Origin of the sequence: Hyphococcus flavus, assembly GCF_028748065.1 — a bacterium.
In the GTDB taxonomy this organism is placed as follows: Bacteria; Pseudomonadota; Alphaproteobacteria; order Caulobacterales; family Parvularculaceae; genus Hyphococcus; species Hyphococcus flavus.
In genome coordinates this window covers 161,125-183,220 of the sequence record NZ_CP118166.1, presented here as the reverse complement: position 1 = coordinate 183,220, position 22,096 = coordinate 161,125, and the positions used below count along the sequence as shown (strand labels likewise).

The 22,096-nt window shown below is 52.5% G+C and carries 21 protein-coding genes and 2 tRNA genes; 13 read left to right on the top strand and 10 right to left on the bottom strand.

The genetic code is table 11. The annotated features are described in order from the left end of the window. Positions 1-68: 68 nt before the first annotated feature. From PUV54_RS00985 to ygfZ, 3 genes are read right to left on the bottom strand one after another with little or no spacing between them, the layout of a single operon-like run. Positions 69-662 carry a DNA-3-methyladenine glycosylase I gene (locus PUV54_RS00985; RefSeq protein ID WP_274493646.1) on the bottom strand — a complete coding sequence of 198 codons (594 nt, stop codon included), beginning with the start codon at positions 660-662 and terminating at the stop codon, positions 69-71. Further along, positions 663-1,073: an MAPEG family protein gene (locus tag PUV54_RS00980; protein WP_274493645.1), complete on the bottom strand. Its 411-nt coding sequence runs from the start codon at positions 1,071-1,073 to the stop codon at positions 663-665. Positions 1,074-1,106: 33 nt separating this feature from the next. Beyond that, the gene (ygfZ, locus tag PUV54_RS00975; RefSeq protein WP_274493644.1) at positions 1,107-1,922 is read right to left on the bottom strand and encodes a CAF17-like 4Fe-4S cluster assembly/insertion protein YgfZ; all 816 of its coding nucleotides are present in this window, start codon (positions 1,920-1,922) and stop codon (positions 1,107-1,109) included. Positions 1,923-2,010: 88 nt separating this feature from the next. On the opposite strand from ygfZ, the gene pyrC reads away from it, so the two are divergent. Together pyrC and PUV54_RS00965 are read left to right on the top strand one after the other, a co-directional pair. Next, positions 2,011-3,090 (top strand): dihydroorotase, encoded by a 1,080-nt coding sequence (pyrC, locus tag PUV54_RS00970; RefSeq protein WP_274493643.1) that lies wholly within the window; start codon positions 2,011-2,013, stop codon positions 3,088-3,090. Positions 3,091-3,127: 37 nt separating this feature from the next. Further along, the gene (locus PUV54_RS00965) at positions 3,128-4,951 is read left to right on the top strand and encodes a hypothetical protein (protein ID WP_274493642.1); all 1,824 of its coding nucleotides are present in this window, start codon (positions 3,128-3,130) and stop codon (positions 4,949-4,951) included. 1 nt (position 4,952) lies between these two features. On the opposite strand, the gene PUV54_RS00960 is transcribed toward PUV54_RS00965, so the two are convergent. Together PUV54_RS00960 and PUV54_RS00955 are read right to left on the bottom strand one after the other, a co-directional pair. After that, a complete protein-coding gene (locus tag PUV54_RS00960) occupies positions 4,953-5,402 on the bottom strand; it encodes a TIGR02301 family protein (RefSeq protein WP_274493641.1) in 450 nt (149 codons plus the stop codon). A gap of 32 nt (positions 5,403-5,434) precedes the next feature. After that, the gene (locus PUV54_RS00955) at positions 5,435-5,869 is read right to left on the bottom strand and encodes an NUDIX hydrolase (protein ID WP_274493640.1); all 435 of its coding nucleotides are present in this window, start codon (positions 5,867-5,869) and stop codon (positions 5,435-5,437) included. A 20-nt stretch (positions 5,870-5,889) separates the two neighbouring features. Here PUV54_RS00955 and PUV54_RS00950 point away from each other — a divergent pair, with 20 nt between their 5' ends. Further along, the gene (locus tag PUV54_RS00950; RefSeq protein WP_274493639.1) at positions 5,890-6,576 is read left to right on the top strand and encodes an SOS response-associated peptidase; all 687 of its coding nucleotides are present in this window, start codon (positions 5,890-5,892) and stop codon (positions 6,574-6,576) included. A 1-nt stretch (position 6,577) separates the two neighbouring features. Here the strand turns inward: PUV54_RS00950 and PUV54_RS00945 are convergent, their stop codons facing one another. Both PUV54_RS00945 and PUV54_RS00940 read right to left on the bottom strand, forming a co-directional pair. Next, positions 6,578-7,264, bottom strand: coding sequence for a hypothetical protein (locus PUV54_RS00945; protein ID WP_274493638.1), 687 nt, complete (start codon positions 7,262-7,264; stop codon positions 6,578-6,580). Further along, the gene (locus tag PUV54_RS00940) at positions 7,264-7,602 is read right to left on the bottom strand and encodes a P-II family nitrogen regulator (RefSeq protein WP_274493637.1); all 339 of its coding nucleotides are present in this window, start codon (positions 7,600-7,602) and stop codon (positions 7,264-7,266) included. The genes PUV54_RS00945 and PUV54_RS00940 overlap by 1 nt, the downstream gene beginning before the upstream one ends. A gap of 107 nt (positions 7,603-7,709) precedes the next feature. Here PUV54_RS00940 and PUV54_RS00935 point away from each other — a divergent pair, with 107 nt between their 5' ends. The 9 genes from PUV54_RS00935 to PUV54_RS00895 all read left to right on the top strand — a co-directional run bounded on the left by PUV54_RS00935 (position 7,710) and on the right by PUV54_RS00895 (position 17,206). Then, positions 7,710-9,227, top strand: a complete 1,518-nt coding sequence (locus PUV54_RS00935; RefSeq protein WP_274493636.1) for an NAD(P)H-hydrate dehydratase — start codon at positions 7,710-7,712, stop codon at positions 9,225-9,227. Then, complete coding sequence (locus PUV54_RS00930) at positions 9,224-9,727, top strand: GNAT family N-acetyltransferase (protein ID WP_274493635.1); 504 nt, start codon at positions 9,224-9,226, stop codon at positions 9,725-9,727. The genes PUV54_RS00935 and PUV54_RS00930 overlap by 4 nt, the downstream gene beginning before the upstream one ends. Positions 9,728-9,829: 102 nt before the next feature. After that, a tRNA-Leu gene (locus PUV54_RS00925) sits at positions 9,830-9,914 on the top strand. A 65-nt stretch (positions 9,915-9,979) separates the two neighbouring features. Continuing rightward, a complete protein-coding gene (tig, locus tag PUV54_RS00920; protein WP_274493634.1) occupies positions 9,980-11,347 on the top strand; it encodes a trigger factor in 1,368 nt (455 codons plus the stop codon). A gap of 282 nt (positions 11,348-11,629) precedes the next feature. Continuing rightward, positions 11,630-12,262 carry an ATP-dependent Clp protease proteolytic subunit gene (locus tag PUV54_RS00915; protein WP_420797927.1) on the top strand — a complete coding sequence of 211 codons (633 nt, stop codon included), beginning with the start codon at positions 11,630-11,632 and terminating at the stop codon, positions 12,260-12,262. 200 nt (positions 12,263-12,462) lie between these two features. Next, positions 12,463-13,746 carry an ATP-dependent Clp protease ATP-binding subunit ClpX gene (gene clpX / locus PUV54_RS00910; RefSeq protein ID WP_274493632.1) on the top strand — a complete coding sequence of 428 codons (1,284 nt, stop codon included), beginning with the start codon at positions 12,463-12,465 and terminating at the stop codon, positions 13,744-13,746. 265 nt (positions 13,747-14,011) lie between these two features. After that, a complete protein-coding gene (gene lon / locus PUV54_RS00905) occupies positions 14,012-16,402 on the top strand; it encodes an endopeptidase La (RefSeq protein ID WP_274493631.1) in 2,391 nt (796 codons plus the stop codon). A gap of 313 nt (positions 16,403-16,715) precedes the next feature. Beyond that, positions 16,716-16,988, top strand: coding sequence for an HU family DNA-binding protein (locus PUV54_RS00900; RefSeq protein ID WP_274493630.1), 273 nt, complete (start codon positions 16,716-16,718; stop codon positions 16,986-16,988). Between the two features lie 142 nt (positions 16,989-17,130). Next, a tRNA-Val gene (locus tag PUV54_RS00895) sits at positions 17,131-17,206 on the top strand. On the opposite strand, the gene modC is transcribed toward PUV54_RS00895, so the two are convergent. Genes modC through modA form a run of 3 tightly spaced genes read right to left on the bottom strand, consistent with a single transcriptional unit; the run spans position 17,194 to position 19,689 of the window. Continuing rightward, a complete protein-coding gene (gene modC, locus PUV54_RS00890; RefSeq protein WP_274493629.1) occupies positions 17,194-18,291 on the bottom strand; it encodes a molybdenum ABC transporter ATP-binding protein in 1,098 nt (365 codons plus the stop codon). The genes PUV54_RS00895 and modC overlap by 13 nt on opposite strands. Beyond that, entirely contained in the window at positions 18,281-18,958 is a 678-nt protein-coding gene (modB, locus tag PUV54_RS00885; RefSeq protein WP_274493628.1) for a molybdate ABC transporter permease subunit, read from the bottom strand. The genes modC and modB overlap by 11 nt, the downstream gene beginning before the upstream one ends. Beyond that, a complete protein-coding gene (gene modA / locus PUV54_RS00880) occupies positions 18,955-19,689 on the bottom strand; it encodes a molybdate ABC transporter substrate-binding protein (protein ID WP_274493627.1) in 735 nt (244 codons plus the stop codon). Before modA ends, modB begins: the two co-directional genes overlap by 4 nt. 217 nt (positions 19,690-19,906) lie before the next feature. Here modA and PUV54_RS00875 point away from each other — a divergent pair, with 217 nt between their 5' ends. Continuing rightward, positions 19,907-22,069 carry a malate synthase G gene (locus PUV54_RS00875; protein WP_274493626.1) on the top strand — a complete coding sequence of 721 codons (2,163 nt, stop codon included), beginning with the start codon at positions 19,907-19,909 and terminating at the stop codon, positions 22,067-22,069. The last annotated feature ends 27 nt before the right edge of the window (positions 22,070-22,096 follow it).

Sequence of the window (22,096 nt, the reverse complement as noted above, 5' to 3'; positions counted from 1 at the left end):
GAGCTGCTTTCAATGCGATGAGGGCAATTTGCGACGTTCTTGAGGGCGGCGCAACAGGGGCCTGCGGATTATCTGGCGAGTTTTTGAACCGCCTTCCAGCGCGGGCAGAGCGTTTCGTGATCATTGACCATGCCCACGGCCTGCATGAATGCGTAGACAATCACAGGGCCGCAAAACTTGAATCCACGCCGTTTGAGTTCTTTCGCCATAGCTTCGCTCTCAGGCGATTTCACCATGTGATCACGGTAATTCTTCACCTTGTTCACAATCGGCGATCCATCGACAAAATCCCACAGGAATCCGGAAAAGCCGTTCGGCTCGCATTCCATAATATCAAGATAGATTTTGGCGTTGCCAATTGTTGCATCAATCTTTGTTTTCGAGCGTATAATGCCCGCATCATTCATCAGCCGTTCGATTTTTTTCGAGCTATAGCGAGCAATCTTCTCCGGATTAAAGTCGTTAAAGGCTTTTCGAAAATTATCGCGCTTGTAGAGGATCGTGCGCCATGAAAGGCCGGCCTGAAATCCGTCAAGGATTAGTTTTTCGAACAGCGCTCGATCATCATACTCAGGGACACCCCATTCTTCGTCATGATACTGACGGTAAACAGGGTCATCCAGCGGCGCCCAAAGGCAGGATACACTTTGCTTGGTAGGCATTTAGATCCAATGCAATAGCTTTAAAAGCCATATCAGCAGGATCACGACCTGAACGATGAAGAAGAAAAACCGGATGAAAACAAACAGCCGGCTGGTCGAAATAAGATGTGCAACGGATTGGGCTATTCGCGCACCGAGGAAAATATAAGCAAGGCTATCCGTTAAACCGGTTTGGTTAGTAGCGATAGCGTAAAGGAGGATTGCACCGGCTGCCGGCAGATTTTCATAGCAGTTCGCATGCGCGCGCGTGAGTCGTTTGCCGAAGGCGTCCATATCTTCGCCTGAGGGTGAGAATGAGTTCGATGCGCGCTTCCCACCCAATACGAGCGATGTACGAACGAAGCCGAGCGTCATCAAAAGCAACAAAAACCAGGCGACATAGAGTAATAATGCTGTAGCTGTCGGCGTCATGAATTTCCTCTCCCAGAGTGATTTGACCCGACACTAACCCTGTTCGAGATATTCGGGAACGCGTAATTGCAGGCTTTTGTTAGCGCATTCTAACGGCATTCTCTCGGAAATGGCCTTTTCCCACCGATCGATGCGGACTGAGGCGAGGGCAAGGTTGCCAGAACAGCTCATGAGCTCGCCCAATTTTGATCCGCCCGCAACGATCTCGGCGCGTTTCTGGGGGGCAGGCTCATCAAATTCTGCAATCAACGTCCGGCGGCGGGGCTCGCCTTTACGTTTCATGCGGCTGGAGACTTCCTGACCGATGAAGCACCCTTTTTTGTAGCTGACAGCATTAAGCGCGTCGTAATTCACGTCGAGCAGGAACATCTCGTCTGCACCAAAATCCTGACCGAATTCGGCTACGGCTAATTCAATGCGCGTCGAATTATAATCTGCATTCGAGACGTGTTCACCAGAGGGTGCGACGACGCGCCAGCCCAGCTTCTCGTGTCGGGGGTCGGGGTAAGAAGCTACACCTTCAATAGTAGGCCTTGATTTGTCCGCGAGCACGCAAAGCTCTTCATCGAGGTCAATGCTGACTTTCGCCCGCAATTTGTAAAGCGATAACCGTTTCATGAGAGCGGTTGAATTTTCCTTATTGCAATCCACGAACAGGGCTTCTCTCGTATCAACGATGATAAAGTCTGCGAGAATTTTTCCTTGCGGTGTCAGCAATGCTGAAAAGATCGGCGTTTCTGGCGAGAGTTTTCCCATGTCCTGCGTGATAACGCCTTGTAGAAACTTATGGCGGTCTTGACCGGTAATGCGAATGACGGCGCGGTCGGGTAATAAACTTGGCTTGCTCATGCGCCCGCATGTAGGCGTCTTGGCCCAGAATGAAAAGCCGTCATAAGCGACTGGACGCCGCCTCTGGGGGCGGCGTAGAAGAGCGCTTATGACAGAAAGTTCGAAAAATCGCGATACGACAGATCGGCTGGTCATTCGCCGGCCGGATGACTGGCACGTGCATCTGCGCGATGGCGCGATGCTGAAAGCGGTAGCGAATCACACGGCGCGGCAGTTCGCCCGCGCTATAGTGATGCCGAACCTTGCGCACCCTGTAACAACAGTGGATGCTGCTCTGAGCTATCGCGAGAGAATATTGTCAGCCATCTCGGCGCCTCGATCCTTCACACCCTTGATGACCTATTATCTGACGGACAACGCAGATCCGGCAGAAATTGAACGAGGTTTCGTGAGTGGCGCTTTCACCGCCTGCAAACTCTATCCCGCCAATGCGACAACAAATTCTAGCCATGGCGTCACCAATATCAAAAACATATACAAGGTTCTTGAAGCCATGCAGCGCATCGGCATGCCGTTGCTCGTCCATGGTGAGGTGACCGACGCAGAAATCGATATTTTTGACAGGGAGGCTGTTTTCATTGATCGGATACTGACGCCCACCGCCAATGATTTTCCCGAGCTCAAAACCGTCTTTGAACACATAACCACGGCTGATGCTGTCGACTTCGTGAACGAGAGCAGCGCTAAAGTCGCGGCGACGATCACGCCACATCACCTAGAGTTTAATCGCAACGCAATCTTTCAGGGCGGTATTCGCCCGCATTATTACTGCTTGCCTGTGGCGAAGAGGGAGAAACACCGGCTAGCCCTGCGCCGCGCCGCAACGTCAGGGTCCGCAAAATTTTTCTTAGGCACAGACTCGGCGCCGCACACCGTCAGCGCGAAGGAATCTTCTTGCGGCTGCGCAGGCGTATTCAACGCGCCATTCGCGATTGAAAGTTATGCAAAGGTTTTTGAGGAGGAGGGTGCTCTCGACAAGCTGGAGAAGTTTGCATCTGAGCATGGACCGCGTTTTTACGGATTGCCATTGAACGAAGAACGCATCGTGCTGGCACGAAAAGAAACGCGCGTTCCCGAAAAGGTCGAAGCTGGTTACGAAATTATTGTGCCGTTTCACGCCGGTGCGACGCTTTCCTGGAGTTTTGCTGGGGCTGCTGAGGATTGCTAGGTCTGTTTCTACTAGGCGAAAAGCCAGAGGATAGTTTATGAAGAAGTTGTTGATGGTTAGCGTTGTGGTTTTTGCCACAAGCTGTAGTCAGGAAGCAGACGTTGAATCCGAAACAATCGTCTCTGCTGATCCGGCGCCGATTGAGTCTGAAGCGCCGGCCGTGTCTGCCGCTCACGACTTTTTCAATGGCGCATGGAGTGAGGAAGAGGCTGCGCCTATTCTTGAAAAAACCATGCGTTTGCACCTGGAGTATGATGAAACGCAATTGACCGGAGGTGAGCGTGCGGCTGTTGAAGAATTACTTGCTGCAGGCGAACGGCTGCACTCTCTCTATCTTGAGCAGAAACACCCTCAAGGGAGGGCTGTTGAAGCGGTGCTCCGTCGCAAGCAGGACTCCCAGCATCTCAAAGATGTTTTCTGGATCATGGAAGGGCCGATCGCAACGACACTCGAAAATGATCGCGAGCCATTCATGAATGTTGAGCCGGAAACCTCGGCACGTAATGTTTATCCGCATGGATCTACGCGCGAGACTATGGATGCATTTCTGACTGCTAATCCTGAAATGCGAGATGATATCCTCCATTTGCGGGCAGTGGTGCGCGAAGCGAGTGCTGAAAACAAAAATGCAGCGCTGGCGAGACTGCATGAACGTCCTGCTCTTAATGTGTTGCATCCCGGCTTGCGGGAAAAAGTACAAGATGCGGAAGGTTATTTCGCGCTTCCTTATTCGGTCGCTTATGCTGACGATATTTTCTTTATCTATGACCGGCTGATCGCGGCTGCTGATCATATTCAAGGTGATGATATCGCTTTTGCGCGCTTCTTGAGGTTGCGTGCGCGTGATTTACTGGCGGATGATTACGATGGTGGCGATGCGACCTGGGTGACGGGCGAGTTCACTGGTAGTCTCAATGCGCAGATCGGCAGTTATGAAACATATGATGATGCGCTTTATGGCGTGAAAAGTTTTTTCAGCCTTTCGTTGCTGCAACGTGACAAAGAAAAGAGTGACGAGCTCGCCGCCGCAATTGGCGATATTCAGGCGATTGAAGATGCGCTGCCCTATACAGCCAACAAAAAAGTGCGGAGCAATATTCCTGTTGGCGTTTATAATGTCATTGCCGATTTCGGTCAGGCCCGTGGCACAAACACCGCGACGATTCTGCCCAATGAAGGACATTTATCCCGGCAATTCGGCCGGACAATTTTAATACGTTCGAACATCCTTCAGAACGAACAAATATTCGCTGAATCCCAAAAATCATATAACGCCGCTATGGTGGATGCACATCACAGCGATCTGGCGCTTGAAGGGAACTTCTATCGTACGCTCTGGCACGAGGTTGGGCACTATCTTGGACCGGATCAGACAAAAAATGGTGTAGATATCGATGCGGCGTTACAGGATACGGCTGATCTGATTGAGGAAATGAAATCCGATCTTGTTTCGCTTTTTGCGGCTCCGCGGCTTCGTGAAGCTGGGTTTTATACGGACGAACAATTGCGTGCTGTGTACGCCAGCGGAATCCTGCGCGTATTGCAAAAGAACAGGCCGCGTCGCGATCAGGCTTATGGAACAATGCAGCTTATTCAGTGGAACTGGTTCTTAGATCAAGGCCTTCTTGTGTTCGATGACGGCAAACTTGTCATTGACTATGAGCAATATCCCGAAGCGGTTTCATCATTGCTCGCAGAAGTCATCGACCTGCAATATCGGGGCGATCGCGACAGAGCGGATCAATTCGTAGCGCAGTGGGCCGCCTGGGACGAGGGCTTGCATGGGGTTATTGCTGATTCGATGCGCGAAGCAGAGGGATCGCGTGAGCGGTTGGTAACCTACGAGGCGTTAGGCCGCTAGGCTATTCATTGACGGTCAATGATTCCGTTTGCGGCTGAATAAAGAGAGGTCCTTGGTCAAATGACTGCTCCTGTTCCAGAGAAGTCGTAAGACGCCGGACAATTCCTTCGCCCTGCGCTGCGCGGGCTGCAGCGTAATCACGAGCCCGGCGATCACATCCGCTAAACCGTCGTTGCGCCTGACGGTAACCGTCATTGAATTGCGCCACGAGTTGATTACGCACTTGCTCCTCAGGCTCTTCCAGTGAAATCAGCTGTTTCATTCGCTCGCGCCAGACATCCGCCTCGTAACGCGGTTCGCAAATGCGCCTGATATGATGCATTTCGCCGAAGACAGCGGCCAGCACCGTTAGATCCCGTTGGCGTTCCACATATTGCTCATAGTCTTGCGCCATGGTTGTGGATGCCATGGATGAGATACAAAGCGCAGCGATAAGAGTACGAAATTTCATTGGTGTGTTGATCCTGCAAAAATATAGCCGGATTATGACGGTCCGCCAAAATCTTTTCTTTTCTGAACAGCCTGGGCCACTGCCTGGCGAGTAACATCCCAGGAAAGACGGGAAACCGCCTCATCCATACTGACGAATTCTGCTTCCATCGCGTCATCGGCGGCGGCCGGCTCGCCGGAAATCCACTCAGCTACATAATCGATCAGGATCGTATGGGCCGGAAAGCCCGTTTCAGCCGGGATAGCCTCGAACACGTTGAGCAGGCCGAGAAGTTCGATTTCAAGTCCCGTTTCCTCACGGACCTCCCGAATAACGGCGTCTACGAGGCGTTCGCCATTTTCGAGGCCACCGCCGGGAATCGACCATTGTCCTTGAAATGGCGGTTTGCCTCGTTTGATAACCAGGATGTCATCGCCCTTGAAGACGACCGCGCCGACGCCGATGAAAATGTTCTCCTGACCGCTCATGAATCGCCTATAATTTTCTCATGTGTGGACGTTATTACCTCAAATCGCCGCCGGCTAAAGTCGGCGCTCATTTCGGTGTCGATGTTCGGGATAATTTTCCGCCACGCTATAACATCAGCCCAACCCAGCCTATAGCTACGGTCCGCCAAAGCGAGCGCAGAACAGCAGAATATGCGCTCATGCGCTGGGGTTTCATCCCGTCCTGGGCGAAGGATGAGTTTTTACAAAAACTAACTCAACGACCCATGATAAATGCGCGCAGCGAAACAGCCGGCGAAAAAGCAAGTTTCAAAAACGCATATCGGCGCAGAAGGTGCCTTATTCCCGCCGATGGTTTTTATGAATGGAAAGCTGACGTCAAAGGCGCGAAGCAACCCCACGCGATCAGCAGCGGCGGTGGCGATGTGATTGCGTTCGCCGGCCTTTGGGAAACCGCTATGGACCCTGATGGCGGGGAGATTGATACGGTGGCGATTCTGACGACGTCGGCTGGGACTGATCTGAAATCCATTCATGCTCGCGAACCGGTTGTCATCGCGCCAGAAAATTATGACTTATGGCTTGAAGCTGATGAACGCGACATAAAGTCAATAACGCCGCTGTTAAAGTCCGCCGCGCCGAATAGTTGGTCGATCCACGCCGTTTCGAAAGCAGTGAATGCGCCAGTAAACGACGGACCGGAGCTGATTGAACCACTCGCGGCCTGAACTAGCGAGTTACTGTTGATTCGGGAAAACAAAGCTGTTCCCGGTCGCGCCAGTCGGTCGTGACGTAATTGAGGATCAATGATTTTCGGATGCCGTTTATCTTGCGTTCTTCAAAACCGTGATACGTATTATTGCCGGGCACGAATGCCATCGCGCTGTTTGGCGTGAATGGCGCTCGTTTGGCGTGCGTTTTGTCGGGATTATAAATATCCGTTCCTAAATCGTCTTGATCGGCGCCATTTGGCAAATAGATCAGCATAGTCAGACGCTTCACGCCAAGGTCCGTATGGGGTTCCAGCCAGAATCCGGTCGTGTCCTGCGCATATTCGATGCGGAGGAATGTTCCCTCGATTTCGGTTTTGAAAAACCCTTCCATCACTTGAACCATGCGCGGCGCATGGAACGCACGGGCGAGGGCGGCGGTGCAATCGAAGTTGGCGATATTCTGCTTGTCGATATAGTGCCTGGTGTCATTGTGAAATTCGCGTTTGCCAGAAAGATCACCAACGCTGGCGATTGGAAACTCGAGCGAAGCAAGGTCTTGCATCACATCGTGGGGCAACAGTTTCTCAATATGCCAGTGGCGGTAAGGCTCATCGTAGCGTTGCGCGCGTCCAAGTGCGGCGGCAACGCTTGCGAATATCCGGTCTTCGGCAGGCGCCGGAATCGTGTTTGCTGTCTTAACCATCAAATAGCGTCGCGTCCGCGTTCGCCAGTGCGAATACGGACTGCATCTTCAATAGGGGATACAAAAATTTTTCCGTCGCCAATGCGCCCAGAATGAGCGGCGCCCTTGATAGTTTCAACAGCTCGTTCGACGAGGTTATCGTCAACAACCAGTTCAATTTTCAGTTTGGGTAGGAAATCGACAACATACTCTGCGCCGCGATAAAGCTCCGTATGCCCTTTTTGACGGCCGAAGCCACGCGCTTCGGTCACGGTCATGCCTTGCAGGCCGACTTCTTGCAGCGCCTCTTTGACGTCGTCGAGTTTGAAGGGTTTGATGATCGCTTCGATTTTCTTCATGTGAGCGGGTCCGTTTCGAATATCCGCGTATTCTGTTATCTAGAATGAGAAATTTGGGCGTGCCTGCGGACAGGGTCAAGGCGCGAAGCCCTTACAAATGGAAGATTATGAATCCATTAGCTGTTCTCTCCGCCAAAGAAATGCGCGCCGCCGAACAGGCGGCGATAAATGGCGGCGTTGCGTCTGCGGCCCTCATGGAAACGGCAGGCAAGCAAGTCGCAGAAGTCGCCAAGCAGGAATGGTCCAAACGCCCGGTGGCGGTTATTTGCGGCCCGGGCAACAATGGTGGCGATGGTTTTGTCGCTGCGCGGCTACTGGCGGAGGCCGAGTGGCCAGTGAAAGTCGTACGCGTTTGTGATCGTGAAACCCTTAAAGGCGACGCCAAGCTGATGGCTGACCTTTATGAAGGCGAGGTCAGCGAGTTCGATGCAAACGCTCTTGCAGGCGTCGGGCTCATCATCGACGCTATCTTCGGGACTGGTCTGACTCGCCCAATTGAGGGGGATGTGAAAACCGCACTCGAAGCGATCAATGCTCACCCCGCGCCTGTTTTGTCGGTCGACATTCCATCAGGCGTCTCCACAGATGAGGGCGCTGTTCTTGGCTTCGCTATTCAAGCTGCGCGCACTGTAACCTTTCACGCAAAGCAACCGGCGCATTTGCTGTTCCCTGGGCGTGCTCTTTGCGGCGTCGTCGATGTTGTTGATATCGGTATAACTGGAGAGTTCGACGCAAAGATATTTGAGAACCATCCTAGTCTTTGGGGTGCGCGTTTCCCAAGGCCGTCCTGGATGGGCCACAAATACGAGCGCGGTCACGTAATGTGCGTTTCTGGCGGTCCCATGAGTACAGGCGCAGCAAGGCTTGCGGCCGAGGGCGCGCTAAGAATTGGCGCTGGTCTCGTGACGATGCTTAGCCCTAGCGCCGCCGCGCCGGTTCATGCGTCGCATCTGACCTCAATCATGCTGCGCGAAGCCAACACTGCGGACGAGATTGCTGGACACATGCAAGATGCTGAAAAATCCAATCTGGTAACAATCATTGGACCAGCCACAGGTGTTAGCGAACAAACACGCGATAAAACGTTAGCAATTTTGAATAGTAGTGCTGGCGCCGTTCTCGATGCTGACGCCCTGACGAGTTTCGCTGGACAGCCGGACGCTTTGTTCGATGTCTTAAGGCCAGACGATGTGTTGACGCCTCATACTGGCGAGTTTTCGCGTCTGTTTTCGGTTGAAATGAAAGATGGCGGAAAACTAGACGCTGCCCGGGCGGCCAGCAAAAAGGCTGGATGTATCGTTGTACTAAAAGGTCCCGATACAATTATCGCGGCGCCGGATGGTCTTGCGATTATCAACTCCAACGCTCCGCCTGACCTCGCTACTGCTGGATCAGGTGATGTCCTGGCTGGGCTTATCGCGGGGTTAAAAGCGCAAGGCATGGGCGGATTTGAAGCGGCAGCCGCCGGCGTTTGGTTTCATGGCGCCTGTGGACAGACAATCGGTCCGGGGCTGATTGCGGAAGATTTGCCGAAGGCGGTTCCCTCGGTGCTTCGCCAGCTATTGAAGCCGCTTCAAGAGCAGGATGACGGCTTAACATCTCAGCAGGGCGCGCAGCAGCAATGAGCAACATTCGGTTCCGGCCAGCTACGGTTGATGATGCTCGCGGCATTAACGCTGTCTACAATCCGTTTATTCGGGAAAGCACGGTAACATTCGAGACGGTTGAGCATACCGCCGATCAGCGCAAAAACTGGCTCGTCGAGCGTGAAGGCGATCCACGGTATCCAGTTATCGTCGCCGAAGACGAAGATGCGCAAATATGTGGATTTTCCAGCGCCAGCCCGTTCGATCAGCGCGCTGGCTACGCGACATCGGTGAAAACGTCCATTTTCGTCGATCCTGGCTCTCACGGGAAGAAGATTGGCCGAGGCCTTTACGCGACACTGTTTCAGGCGCTTGAGAGCACTGATCTTCACCGGGCCTATGGGCTTGTCGCTGCACCAAACCCAGCCTCAGCCGCCCTCCATCAGCAGTTCGGATTTGTCCATATCTCGACGCTTAATCAGGTAGGGCGCAAATTTGGCCGGTTTATCGATGTCATGTGGTTCGAAAAACGGCTCTAACCGGCTGGACGGGGAGGTTTTCTCTGTTATAGAACCCGCCGGACTTTGGAATGGGGTCGCGCGCCGCCGCCGCGACCCGTTTTCGTTTGCGCCGAGTGATTTGCGGATGTGGCGGAACTGGTAGACGCACCAGATTTAGGTTCTGGCGCCGCGAGGCGTGGGGGTTCGATTCCCTCCATCCGCACCATTCACGCCCGTCCTGCGGCGATACATACGTTTTGGCCTTAGAGCCTTGGAAAAGACGAGAAAAAGATGGAAGTCATTGAAAAAAGCGCCGAAGGGCTGGATCGTAAGTTTCTGGTGAAGGTGCCGGCTGATGAGCTGGACAAGAAACTTGTCGCCAAACTCGAGGAAGTCAAAGGCCGGGTTCACCTCAAAGGTTTCCGAAAGGGAAAGGCGCCCGTTTCTTTTCTGAAGAAAATGTACGGCAAAGGGATGATGAGCGAGATCATCCAGGAGATCGTCAGCGAGACTTCACAAAAGGCGTTCACGGACCGCGATCTTCAGCCTGCGACCTCGCCGCACCCACACTTTCATTCGAAAATTGAGGATGTGATAGAGGGCAAGGCTGACCTTGAATATGACGTTCACGCTGAAATCTTGCCGACATTCGATCCCATGGATGTCGCTGGCATGAAATTGACCCGGCCCGTCGCGGAGATCCCGGACGCCGATCTTGATGAAGCACTTTCAAATATTGCTGAACAGCAAGTGACGTACAAGGAACGTGGCAAGACGGCGAAAGCAAAAGAAAAAGATCAGGTCGTCATCAACTTTGTCGGCAAGGTTGACGGCGAAGAATTCGAAGGTGGTAAAGGCGAGGGCTTCGAGCTTGTATTGGGGTCGGGCCAATTTATTGCCGGTTTTGAAGATCAGATCGTCGGTGCAAAAACTGACGATGATCTCGAAGTGAAGGTTACTTTTCCTGAAGAATATCACGCCAAGGATTTGGCCGGAAAAGATGCTGTCTTTGATGTGAAAGTCGTCGAAGTGAGAGTGCCTGAAAAGGTCGAGATCGATGACGAACTCGCCAAGAAGGTTGGTTTGGAAAGCCTTGAAGAATTAAAGGGGCGCATCAAGGAACGCATCGAGGAAGATTATAAGCAGCTTTCGCGCGGACACTTAAAACGAGCACTCCTCGACAAGCTTGATGAGGCGCACGACTTTGAATTGCCAAAGGGAATGGTTGATGCGGAATTCGATCAGATTTGGCGCCAAGTTGAGGGCTCAGAACGCGATGAAGAAGATAAAGATAAGAGCGAAGACGAGCTGAAAGAAGAATATCGTACGATTGCTGAGCGCCGCGTGCGCCTGGGACTGGTCTTGGCGGAGATCGGCAAACGCGCCGATGTTCAAGTGCCGTCTAGCGAGTTACAGCAGGCGATACAGCAACAGGCGATCCGGGAAGCCCAGATGATGCAGATGCAGGGGCAGGAAATTTCACCTCAGGAAGTCCTCAAATTCTACCAGCAGAATCCTCAGGCCATTCAGCAGATCCGCGCGCCGCTGTTCGAGGAAAAAGTTGTTGATTACATTCTTGAACGCGCAGAGGTAACCGAAAAAACTGTCTCGAAAGAGAAGTTAATGGAAGAACCTGAAGGGGAAGAGGCCTTTGCCTAAGGGTCCCGAAATTATTCTTACCTAAATTCTAAAAACAGGCCCTGCATAGTGGGGCCTGTTTTCGTATTGAGGCATATTTTGAGACATGACAGGATATTCGCAAAACAACGCCTTGCAATTTCTGAAGAATAACCCTCGCTTAAGCGGGATCCGCTAAGGTTCCATAGAGGGGCTGGCGCCTGGCCGTCCAATCCCCATGTAAAGGATCGAAATTAACCACTCGCCGCGATGATGCCGCTATAGTGCGGCAAATTAAGAAAAGACGCTAGAAAGAGGATGTCGATGAAAGACCCCCACGATATATACATGAATACGCTCGTGCCGATGGTCGTCGAGCAGTCGAGCCGGGGCGAGCGCGCCTTCGACATCTACTCACGCCTGCTAAAAGAGCGGATTATCTTCCTTTCCGGGCCGGTGCATGATCAGGTTTCGACGCTGGTTATTGCCCAGCTTTTGTTCCTGGAAGCTGATAATCCCAAAAAAGAGATTGCTCTTTACATAAATTCGCCTGGTGGCGTCGTTTCAGCCGGCTTGGCCATGTACGACACTATGCGCTTCATCCGTCCAGCGGTCTCGACCATGTGCGTCGGCATGGCGGCCTCTATGGGCTCGCTCCTGCTGGCGGCTGGGGAAAAGGGGATGCGCTACTCGCTGCCCAATTCCAGAATTATGGTTCACCAGCCCTCGGGAGGATTTCAGGGGCAGGCGTCGGATATTGAGCGCCATGCTCAAGATATCATCAAGCTAAAGCGCCGCCTTAACGAGATTTACGTAGAACATACCGGCCAATCCTATGAAACTATTGAGAAAACTCTCGATCGCGACCATTTCATGGATCCCGAAGAGTCTGTCAATTTCGGGTTGATCGACAAGGTGCTGTCCGAGCGGGTCATGCCGGGAGACGGAGAGTCCTAAAATTCACCTTGAATGTTAAGGCTTTAAGGAAATGGTTTCTTGATTGGTTTGGGCGGAATATGGTCCTATGTCTTCTATCCCGGAAGTCATGGCGCCGAATGTGCAGTTTTTCCGGGGAGCGCAGCCTCGTCGCAATGCGAGGCGCGTGAGAACGGCCATGACGCGTCTGATCGAGGCGCCGACGAAGGAGTGCAGGTATAGTGAGCAAAATCGGCGGCAAAAGCGGCGGTGACGGGAAAAACACCCTTTACTGTTCATTCTGCGGCAAAAGCCAGCATGAGGTCAGGAAACTGATCGCTGGCCCAACCGTATTCATCTGTGATGAATGTGTTGAGCTTTGCATGGACATTATTCGCGAGGAATCAAAATCCTCGTTGGTGAAAGCCAGTGATGGCGTACCGAGCCCGCAGCAAATTCATAAAGTGCTTGATGACTATGTGATCGGTCAGGCTCAGGCGAAGCGAGTGCTCTCCGTTGCGGTGCATAACCACTATAAACGTCTCAATCACGCGGCGAAGAACAACGATGTCGAACTCGCAAAGTCGAACATCTTGCTGATCGGTCCGACAGGTTCCGGTAAGACGCTTCTGGCGCAGACGCTCGCACGCATTCTGGACGTGCCGTTTACAATGGCCGATGCGACAACGCTAACCGAAGCCGGTTATGTGGGCGAGGACGTCGAGAATATTATTCTGAAGCTTCTTCAATCAGCAGATTACAATGTCGAGCGCGCGCAACGCGGCATCGTCTATATCGACGAGGTCGACAAGATCAGCCGCAAGTCCGACAACCCTTCGATCACCCGTGACGTTTCGGGCGAAGGCGTGCAGCAGGCGCTTTTGAAGATTATGGAAGGCACTGTCGCTTCCGTGCCGCCGCAAGGCGGACGCAAACACCCACAGCAGGAATTCCTTCAAGTTGATACAACGAACATTTTGTTCATCGTCGGCGGCGCATTTGCGGGGCTTGAAAAGGTAATCGCCAATCGCGGCGAGGGGTCATCCATTGGCTTTGGCGCCGAAGTAAAAAGCGCCGACGACCGCCGGGTGGGTGAAATCCTCAGTGAGGTTGAGCCGGAAGATCTCTTGAAGTTCGGCCTTATCCCTGAATTTGTCGGCCGATTACCGGTGATTGCTACTCTCGAAGACCTTGATGAAGATGCGCTGGTTCAGATTCTTACCTCACCGAAAAACGCCCTGGTAAAACAGTATCAGCGGTTGTTTGAGATGGAAGACGTCAAGTTGACCTTTACTGACGACGCCAAAATGGCGATCGCGCGTCGCGCTATTGCCCGCAAAACCGGCGCACGCGGCTTGCGATCCATCATGGAAGGCATCCTTCTCGATTCGATGTTCGAATTGCCGACTTTGGAAGGGGTCGTTGAGGTTGTCGTGAACGGCGAGGTTGTGGATGGTAACGCGACCCCGCTCTACATCTATTCTGAAAGGGAAAAAGGCGCGGTTGAGGCCGACGCCAGCGCTTAAAGGCGCCTGCTTTTCCCCGGATGTAGGCTATGTGCTTGAATTCGGGCGAAATCGGTCCACATTAAGATCATATCAGCCGCCGCTGTATATAATGCAGCGGCGGTTTGCGTTTCCATTATGGTGCGATGAGGAATATGGATTCGATCGCCGTTGTGTGAAGATACGAAACGCCGCTGAGTGTTGGCCTTGGTTGAATAAGAAGCTTGCAAGGCCCAAATAGCCGTCTTGGCGCACGGCCTATATGACAGCGCCGATGGAGTTTTGAATGAGCGAAAACGTCACTTATCCAGTCCTGCCGCTTCGAGACATTGTTGTCTTTCCAGGCATGATTGTCCCGTTGTTTGTGGGGCGTGAGAAGTCTGTCAATGCGCTTGAGAACGTCATGCAGAATGACAAAAAGATTCTTCTGGTGGCTCAAAAAGACGCTGGTGATGATGACCCGGAAATCGAGGATATTTTCGAAGTTGGCGTTATTGCTTCTGTATTGCAGCTTTTGAAATTGCCTGACGGCACGGTGAAAGTGCTGGTCGAAGGCGAAGCGCGTGCAATCATCGAGGAATATATTCGCGAGGACGACTATTTCGAAGCATCAGCGTCATATGTCGAAGAAGGAGAAGGCGATGATGCGGAGCTGGAGGCGCTAGCGCGTTCAGTTGTTACCCAATTTGAAGGTTACGTAAAACTGAATAAACGCGTCCCGCCAGAAGTGATGGTGTCCATCGGTCAGATCGATGACTACGCAAAACTTGCCGATACAGTCGCATCCCACCTCAATATCAAAATCAACGACAAGCAAGAATTACTGGAAATCGCTGGCGTTTCAGAGCGTCTTGAGCGTGTCTATGCGCTTATGGAAGGCGAGATGAGCGTCCTGCAGGTTGAGAAGAAAATTCGCAATCGCGTAAAGCGCCAGATGGAGAAGACGCAGCGCGAATATTATCTCAATGAACAGATGAAGGCTATTCAGAAGGAACTCGGTGAGACTGATGACGGTCGCGACGAGGTTTCTGAAATCGAAGATAAGATTAAGAAAACCAAACTGACCAAGGAAGCTAAAACCAAGGCCGAGGCGGAACTTAAAAAGCTGCGCCAGATGAGCCCTATGTCAGCGGAATCGACTGTTGTCCGCAACTACCTCGACTGGCTGACGGCTATTCCCTGGAACAGCCGTTCCAAGCTGAAAGGTGATCTCAAAAAAGCTCAGGATGTTCTCGATGCAGACCATTATGGTCTCGAGAAAGTCAAGGAACGCATCGTAGAATATCTTGCTGTCCAGAAACGGATGAATAAACTTAAAGGGCCGATCCTGTGTCTTGTTGGCCCTCCGGGGGTCGGCAAAACCTCGCTCGGAAAATCAATCGCCAGTGCGACAGGCCGTGAGTTTGTACGTGTATCACTTGGCGGCGTACGAGACGAAGCGGAAATCCGCGGCCACCGGCGCACCTATATCGGGTCGATGCCAGGAAAGATCATCCAGTCGATGAAAAAAGCGAAAAAGTCGAACCCGCTTTTCCTCCTCGATGAGATCGACAAAATGGGACAGGACTTCCGCGGCGATCCGGCGTCGGCATTGCTTGAGGTGCTGGACCCTGAACAGAATGGTACTTTCCAGGATCACTATCTTGAAGTCGATTACGACCTATCTGACGTCATGTTTATCACGACGGCAAACAGTCTCAACATGCCCCAGCCTCTGTTGGACCGTATGGAGATCATTCGCATCCCCGGTTACACGGAGGATGAAAAGGTTGAAATCTCCCGGCGGCATTTGATCCCAAAACTGCTCGAAAATCATGGCCTAAAAGAAGATGAATGGAAGATTGATGATGAGGGCTTACTGACGCTTATTCGTCGCTACACGCGCGAGGCTGGCGTGAGAAACCTTGAGCGTGAATTGGCTAAGCTCGCGCGCAAAGCAGTTCGAGACCTTGAAACAGGCGCCTCTGATTCAGTGGCGGTCAGTGTCGAGAATTTGGCTGATTACGCAGGCGTGCCGAAATACCGGTATGGTGAAATTGACCGCGAGGATCAGATTGGTGTTGTGACAGGTCTTGCATGGACATCGGTTGGAGGCGACATCCTCACGATTGAAGCGGTCAAAATGCCCGGAAAAGGCAAGATGACGCCTACCGGAAACCTGAAGGATGTGATGAAAGAGTCGGTCTCGGCGGCGTCTTCCTACGTAAAAAGCCGTTCGGTGGAGTTCGGGATCGAACCTCCGCTCTTCGACAAGACCGACATCCATATCCACGTGCCCGAAGGGGCGACGCCTAAGGATGGGCCGTCGGCTGGCGTCGCCATGGCGACAGCTATTGTGTCTGTTCTAACAGGCGTGCCTGTCCACAAGGATATCGCCATGACGGGTGAGATTTCCCTGCGTGGACGAGTGCTGGCCATTGGCGGGCTCAAGGAAAAACTTCTCGCGGCGTTGCGAGCCGGCGTCACGACTGTGCTGATTCCTGAAGAGAATGAGAAAGACCTCGCGGATATTCCTGATAATGTGAAGGAAAGTCTGAAAATCATTCCCGTCAGCACTGTGGATGAAGTGCTTGCTCATGCGTTGACACAGAAGCTGACAGCGATCGAATGGGAAGAGCCGATCGATCAACCAGCACCAGACGATAGCGGCGACAGTACAAGCGTTATTACGCATTAAATAGAACCATAACGGTGGCGCTTGGCATTGAGCGCCGCCGTTGCAGCTTGCTTAAGTCTCAGTGCAGCGAATCGGTATTTGCGCGAAAATTCGCGGAATCACTAGCATTTTGCCAACTTTGGTAGCCTTTTAAGGGCGGCTCTTCGAAGTTTTAACCTAAGAAAAATGCAATAAAATCAGCGCCTTGTATGGGGTGGGGAAAGCAAGCCCTTATTTTAAGCCATTTTTCCTTGGCATTGGTCCATGAGCGGCGCGTAAAATCGCGCTGAGTTACAGTTTTACGAACTCCCAGCATTACAGAAAGGCCGGAGGAATGAACAAAAACGAATTTATCGACAAAGTCGCGGATATGTCAGACATGAGTAAATCGGACGCGGCCAAGGCGGTCGACGCGGTCTTTGACGCCATCACGAATGCACTGAAAGCTGGCGACGATGTACGTCTCGTAGGCTTCGGTACTTTCTCCGCGGCCCATCGCAAGGCCCGCGAGGGGCGTAATCCGCGCACCGGGGAGACCATTCAGATCCCGGCATCCATCCAGCCTAAATTTTCAGCTGGCAAGGGCCTCAAGGACGCGCTGAACTAGGTTCGGTTGCTTGAAACATTAACGCCGGCGTCAGGGCTTCTGGCGTCGGCGTTTTCTTTTTCCGAAGTTCTTGCAGGCGCGCGAAAGGCGCGTTAAGGACAGCGCCCCGAACGCCGTGTATTCACGCGTCGCGTAATGGACCGGGCGGTTAGCTCAGCTGGAAGAGCGGCTGGTTTACACCCAGTAGGTCGGGAGTTCGAACCTCTCACCGCCCACCATCAATCCGCACGCTCTTGATCAGCGCGAAAACGGATTTTCCGTCTTCAAGATTCAAAGCCTCCGTTGCTGCTTGTGTGATCTGTGCCCGCAACTGTGCATGGCCGATATCGATAAGTGTTTCGACATATGGCGACTGATCGCTTGCTTGCAGCGATCTGATTTTTCCCGGAATGACATTCCTGATGCTGATGTCATGAGGTTCCGAGGTGGCGATTGCCACATCTTGCGCTTTGATGCGCAATCGGATTGTTGAGCCCGCCGCTAAGTCTGCGTTGATGGGTAATGTTAGAGAAGCATCCCCGATGCTAACGCGTGTTAACAGAAGACGTTGATCATGTCCCGATACAACGCCTTCCAGCAGTGCCGAACTCTCATGATGTCCTGTCAGAGGCTCAAGATCGAGATTGCTGATTACTTTTAAAGCGGAATCATACTCCTGGACTCGCCCGTTCAACAGCACGAGCACTTGGTCAGCAAGCTGGCTTACTTCCTCAATGTCATGGCTGATGAATATAGTCGGCACGCCAAATTTCGCCGGTAAATCTTTCAAATAGGGTAGGATCTCGTTTTTGCGTTTGCGGTCCAGTGCAGCGAGCGGTTCGTCGAGGAGCAGGAGTTTCGGTCGGGAAAGCAATGTGCGGGCGAGGGCGACTCGTTGGCGCTCGCCGCCGGAAAGCGTCTGAATGCGCCGTTCAAGCAAGGAAGATAGTGCAAAAGAGTTGATGATATCGTTTTGCGTGTAACCTTTTTCATGACTGGTGTTGCGCTTTTCGGCGTAGTTGAGGTTGCCGCGCACGCTCAGGTGAGAGAACAATCTTCCCTCCTGGAACATATACCCGACAGGCCTAACATGAGGTGCGAGACATATTTTTTTGTCCGCGTCGCACCAGACGGTACCGCCCATTTTGATGCGACCCTTGTCCGGCGGTTCAAAGCCGGCAATCAGACGCATCAACATGGTTTTGCCCGCGCCGCTTGGGCCGAATACCGCAGTAGCGCCAGCGAGCGGTAACGCCCGCTTTACTAGCAACGTGAAGCCGGAAAGTTTTTTCTCGATATCTATTGAAAGCGTTTCATCCGACATGAACGGGGTACCGTTTGTTTGCCGCGTAAACGAATACAAGAACAAGAAATGAAAAGATCAGGAGAATTGCTGAAAGCATGTGCGCTTCCGCGTAGCGTAATGTTTCTACATGCTCATAAATTGCGATTGAAATCACTTTGGTGCGCCCGGGGATATTGCCGCCCACCATCAGGACAACTCCAAACTCACCGATCGTGTGTGTGAATGTCAGCACGCTGGCTGTCAGAAAACCTCGGGCAGACATTGGGACGGCAACTGAGAAAAAAGCATCTATCGGCTTTGCGCGCAGGCTTGCTGCGGCTTCCATTGGCGCGCGGCCAACCGCCTCGAACGCGCTTTGAAGCGGCTGCACCATAAAGGGAAGCGAATAGAAAATTGAGGCCACCACAAGGCCTGCGAAAGAAAAGGTCAGCGTGTCGCCTGTTATTGAAACCCAGAATGCGCCAATGGGGGCAGTAGGGTTGAGCGCAATCAGTAGATAAAAGCCAATAACGGTTGGCGGCAGGACCAGCGGAAGCGCTGTGACTGCTTCAAGCCACGGTTTTAGAGGTGATCTTGTCCGCGACAACCACCAGGCGAAGGGTGTGCCCAAAGCCAACAGGATAACAGTCGTGACAAGCGCAAGGCTGAGTGTCAACCAAAGCGGGCCTAAATCAGGCATCGTCATTGATCTCCGTAACCTGAGCTTGAAATCAGCTCGCGGGCGGGCTCGCTTTTCAAGTATTGAAAAAACGCGAGTGCGGCTGCGTTGCTTTTGGCGCGCTTTAATAAAACCGCATCTTGTCGAATGGGTCTGTAAGAATTTACAGGTGGCTCCCAATATGACTTAGCACCGCCATCAAATTCAAAAACGCTTGAGAGCGCGACAAACCCAAGTTCTGCATTACCAGTTGCTACGTAGGTAAAACTCTGAGTGACGTTTTCGCCCATAACGATTTTAGATTGAAGTGCTTCCCATAGGTCCAGCGATTGCAATATTTCTTGCGCTGCCGCGCCATAAGGGGCCAGATCGGGGTTGGCCATAGCCAGCCGTCTGAATGCGCCATTGCGCAGATATATGCTGTTTTCAACCGCGAGCGATGGGTTTGCGCTCCAGAGGACGAGCCTCCCCACGGCATAGGTAAACCGTGAACCTATGACACTCGCGCCTTTTTCTTCCAGCAGGCGTGGGCGTTGCTGATCTGCAGCGAGAAAGACATCAAACGGCGCGCCATTGACGATTTGTGCATATAGCTTGCCGGTCGATCCGGCCGTAATTGTGATTGTATGCTCGCTGTTAGCTTCGAAATCTGCTTCCAGCTGCGAAGCCGCCGTCTGGAAGTTCGCGGCGACTGCGACCAATGCTTCTTCCGCGCTGGCTGAGGTGATCAGACCCATGGCCCCCGCAGCTAATCCCATCAGCTGTGAGCCGAAGCGAACGGCAATCCTAATATTTTGTTTTCTCAAGAAAAACCTGACGCATTGCTATACATGGGAATTACATACTCTTGCGGTGAGGTCTGTCAAAGGCCATGGTTTTCGCAACTGCAGCGAATTCTGTTGTCGCAGATGCGTTTGCGTGCATAACGGCCCTAATTAAGTGTGCAGATTGAGACATGAGAGCGGATAAATTAGAATGATCGAATATGCAGCCCTGAAAATTTCTGAAGAGCTTTTCGAATTTGTCGAACGCGAAGCCGCGCCGGGTACTGGCGTGGATGTGAGGGCTTTCTGGAATAGTTTCGCCGAGTTAGTCGCAGATCTGGGACCGAAAAATGACGCGCTTTTAAAACGCCGGGACGAGCTGCAATTGCAGCTTGATCAATGGCATCGGGATCACGCCGGTAAGCCCTTTAACGTGAGTGACCATGAGGCGCTTTTACGAAAAATTGGATACCTCGTAGAAGAGCCGCAAGAATTTTCGATCTCAACGAAAAATGTTGATACTGAGTTTTCGGAGACTGCAGGCGCACAATTGGTCGTGCCTGCGTCGAACGCGCGTTATGCTTTGAACGCCGCTAATGCGCGCTGGGGAAGTCTATACGATGCGCTTTACGGCACCGACGCAATTTCCGAAGAAGGCGGAGCCGAGAGGGGCGGCGGATATAATCCTGCTCGCGGTGAAAAAGTCATAGCTCGAGCCAAAAACTTTTTGGATCTTGTTGCGCCGCTGGCCAACGGATCTCACGCCGATGTGGCTAAGTACGTCATACGTGATGGAGTCCTTGTTGCGGAGATAAGTTCGGGTGAAACGTCTCTTAAAGATGCAGAAAAATTTATCGGCTACAAAGGTCGTGAGCACCAGCCAGACGCTATCCTGTTAAAGAATAACGGTCTGCATGTAGAAATCTCTATAGACAAAGAACATTCTATTGGCAGATCGGACCCCGCAGGCGTCGCAGATGTGATTGTCGAAGCGGCTGTCAGCACTATCGTTGATTGCGAAGACTCGGTCGCAGCTGTCGATGCAGAAGACAAAACACTCGTTTACCGCAACTGGCTTGGCTTAATGAAGGGTGACCTGACGGCAAGCTTTCAAAAAGGCGGCGCCCGGCTAGAGCGTACCCTTGAGCGGGATCGCGAATATAAATCGCCAACGGGTGAAAATGTGCGCCTCCACGGTCGCGCATTGATGCTGGTTCGCAATGTTGGGCATCACATGTACACCGATGCCGTGCTTGATCAGAATGGTGACGAGATACCGGAAGGCTTTCTTGATGCGGCTGTAACATCGCTGATCGCGATGCACGATCTGAAATCCACCGGCACGATAAAAAATAGCCGAACAGGCTCGGTTTATATCGTTAAGCCTAAAATGCACGGGCCGGAAGAAGTCGCGTTTTCAGTAGAGCTTTTTTCACGCGTTGAGAAGCTGCTAGGCCTTTCAGAGAATACGCTTAAAATCGGCATTATGGATGAGGAACGGCGAACGTCCGTGAACCTTGCTGCTTGCATTCATGCTGCGCGCGATCGCGTTGTTTTCATCAATACAGGATTTCTCGACCGCACAGGCGACGAAATTCACACCGCGATGGAAGCAGCGCCTGTACTGCGAAAGAATGATATTAAAAACGAAGACTGGATCGCGGCTTACGAAGCGCGGAATGTAGGCATCGGGCTTGCTTGCGGGCTCTCTGGAAAAGCGCAAATCGGAAAAGGCATGTGGGCGGCGCCGGACCGTTTGGCCGATATGCTAGAGCAGAAAATTGGCCATCCAAATTCCGGTGCGACGACCGCATGGACGCCATCGCCAACAGCTGCGACGCTGCATGCAATGCATTACCACGAGGTTGATGTATTCGCTCGCCAGAAAGAACTGACGGGCAAGGGAACAGGCGATCTTGATCGGTTGCTGACGCCGCCATTGGCGAAAGGAAAGAACTTCAATCCTGATGAGATCAAGCAAGAGCTTGAAAATAATGCTCAAGGCATTCTCGGCTATGTCGTGCGATGGGTAGATCAGGGGGTTGGCTGTTCGAAGGTCCCTGACATTCATGATGTGGGCCTGATGGAAGACAGGGCGACATTGCGCATTTCCTCTCAGCATATCGCAAACTGGATTCGTCATGGCGTGACGACTCGCGAAGAGGTGCTTGATGTCATGAAAAACATGGCTGAAGTGGTTGATCGTCAAAATGCTGGCGATTCTGCTTATACGCCTATGGCGCCCGGGTTTGACGGTGTAGCCTTCAAAGCCGCGTGTGATCTTGTGTTTGATGGCGCCTCGCAACCCAATGGCTACACGGAGTTCATACTCCATCAGCGCCGGCGCGAAGCGAAATCGCAACAGCGCGGCTAGCGCGTTTGCCTTCATCAAGCGCTGGCG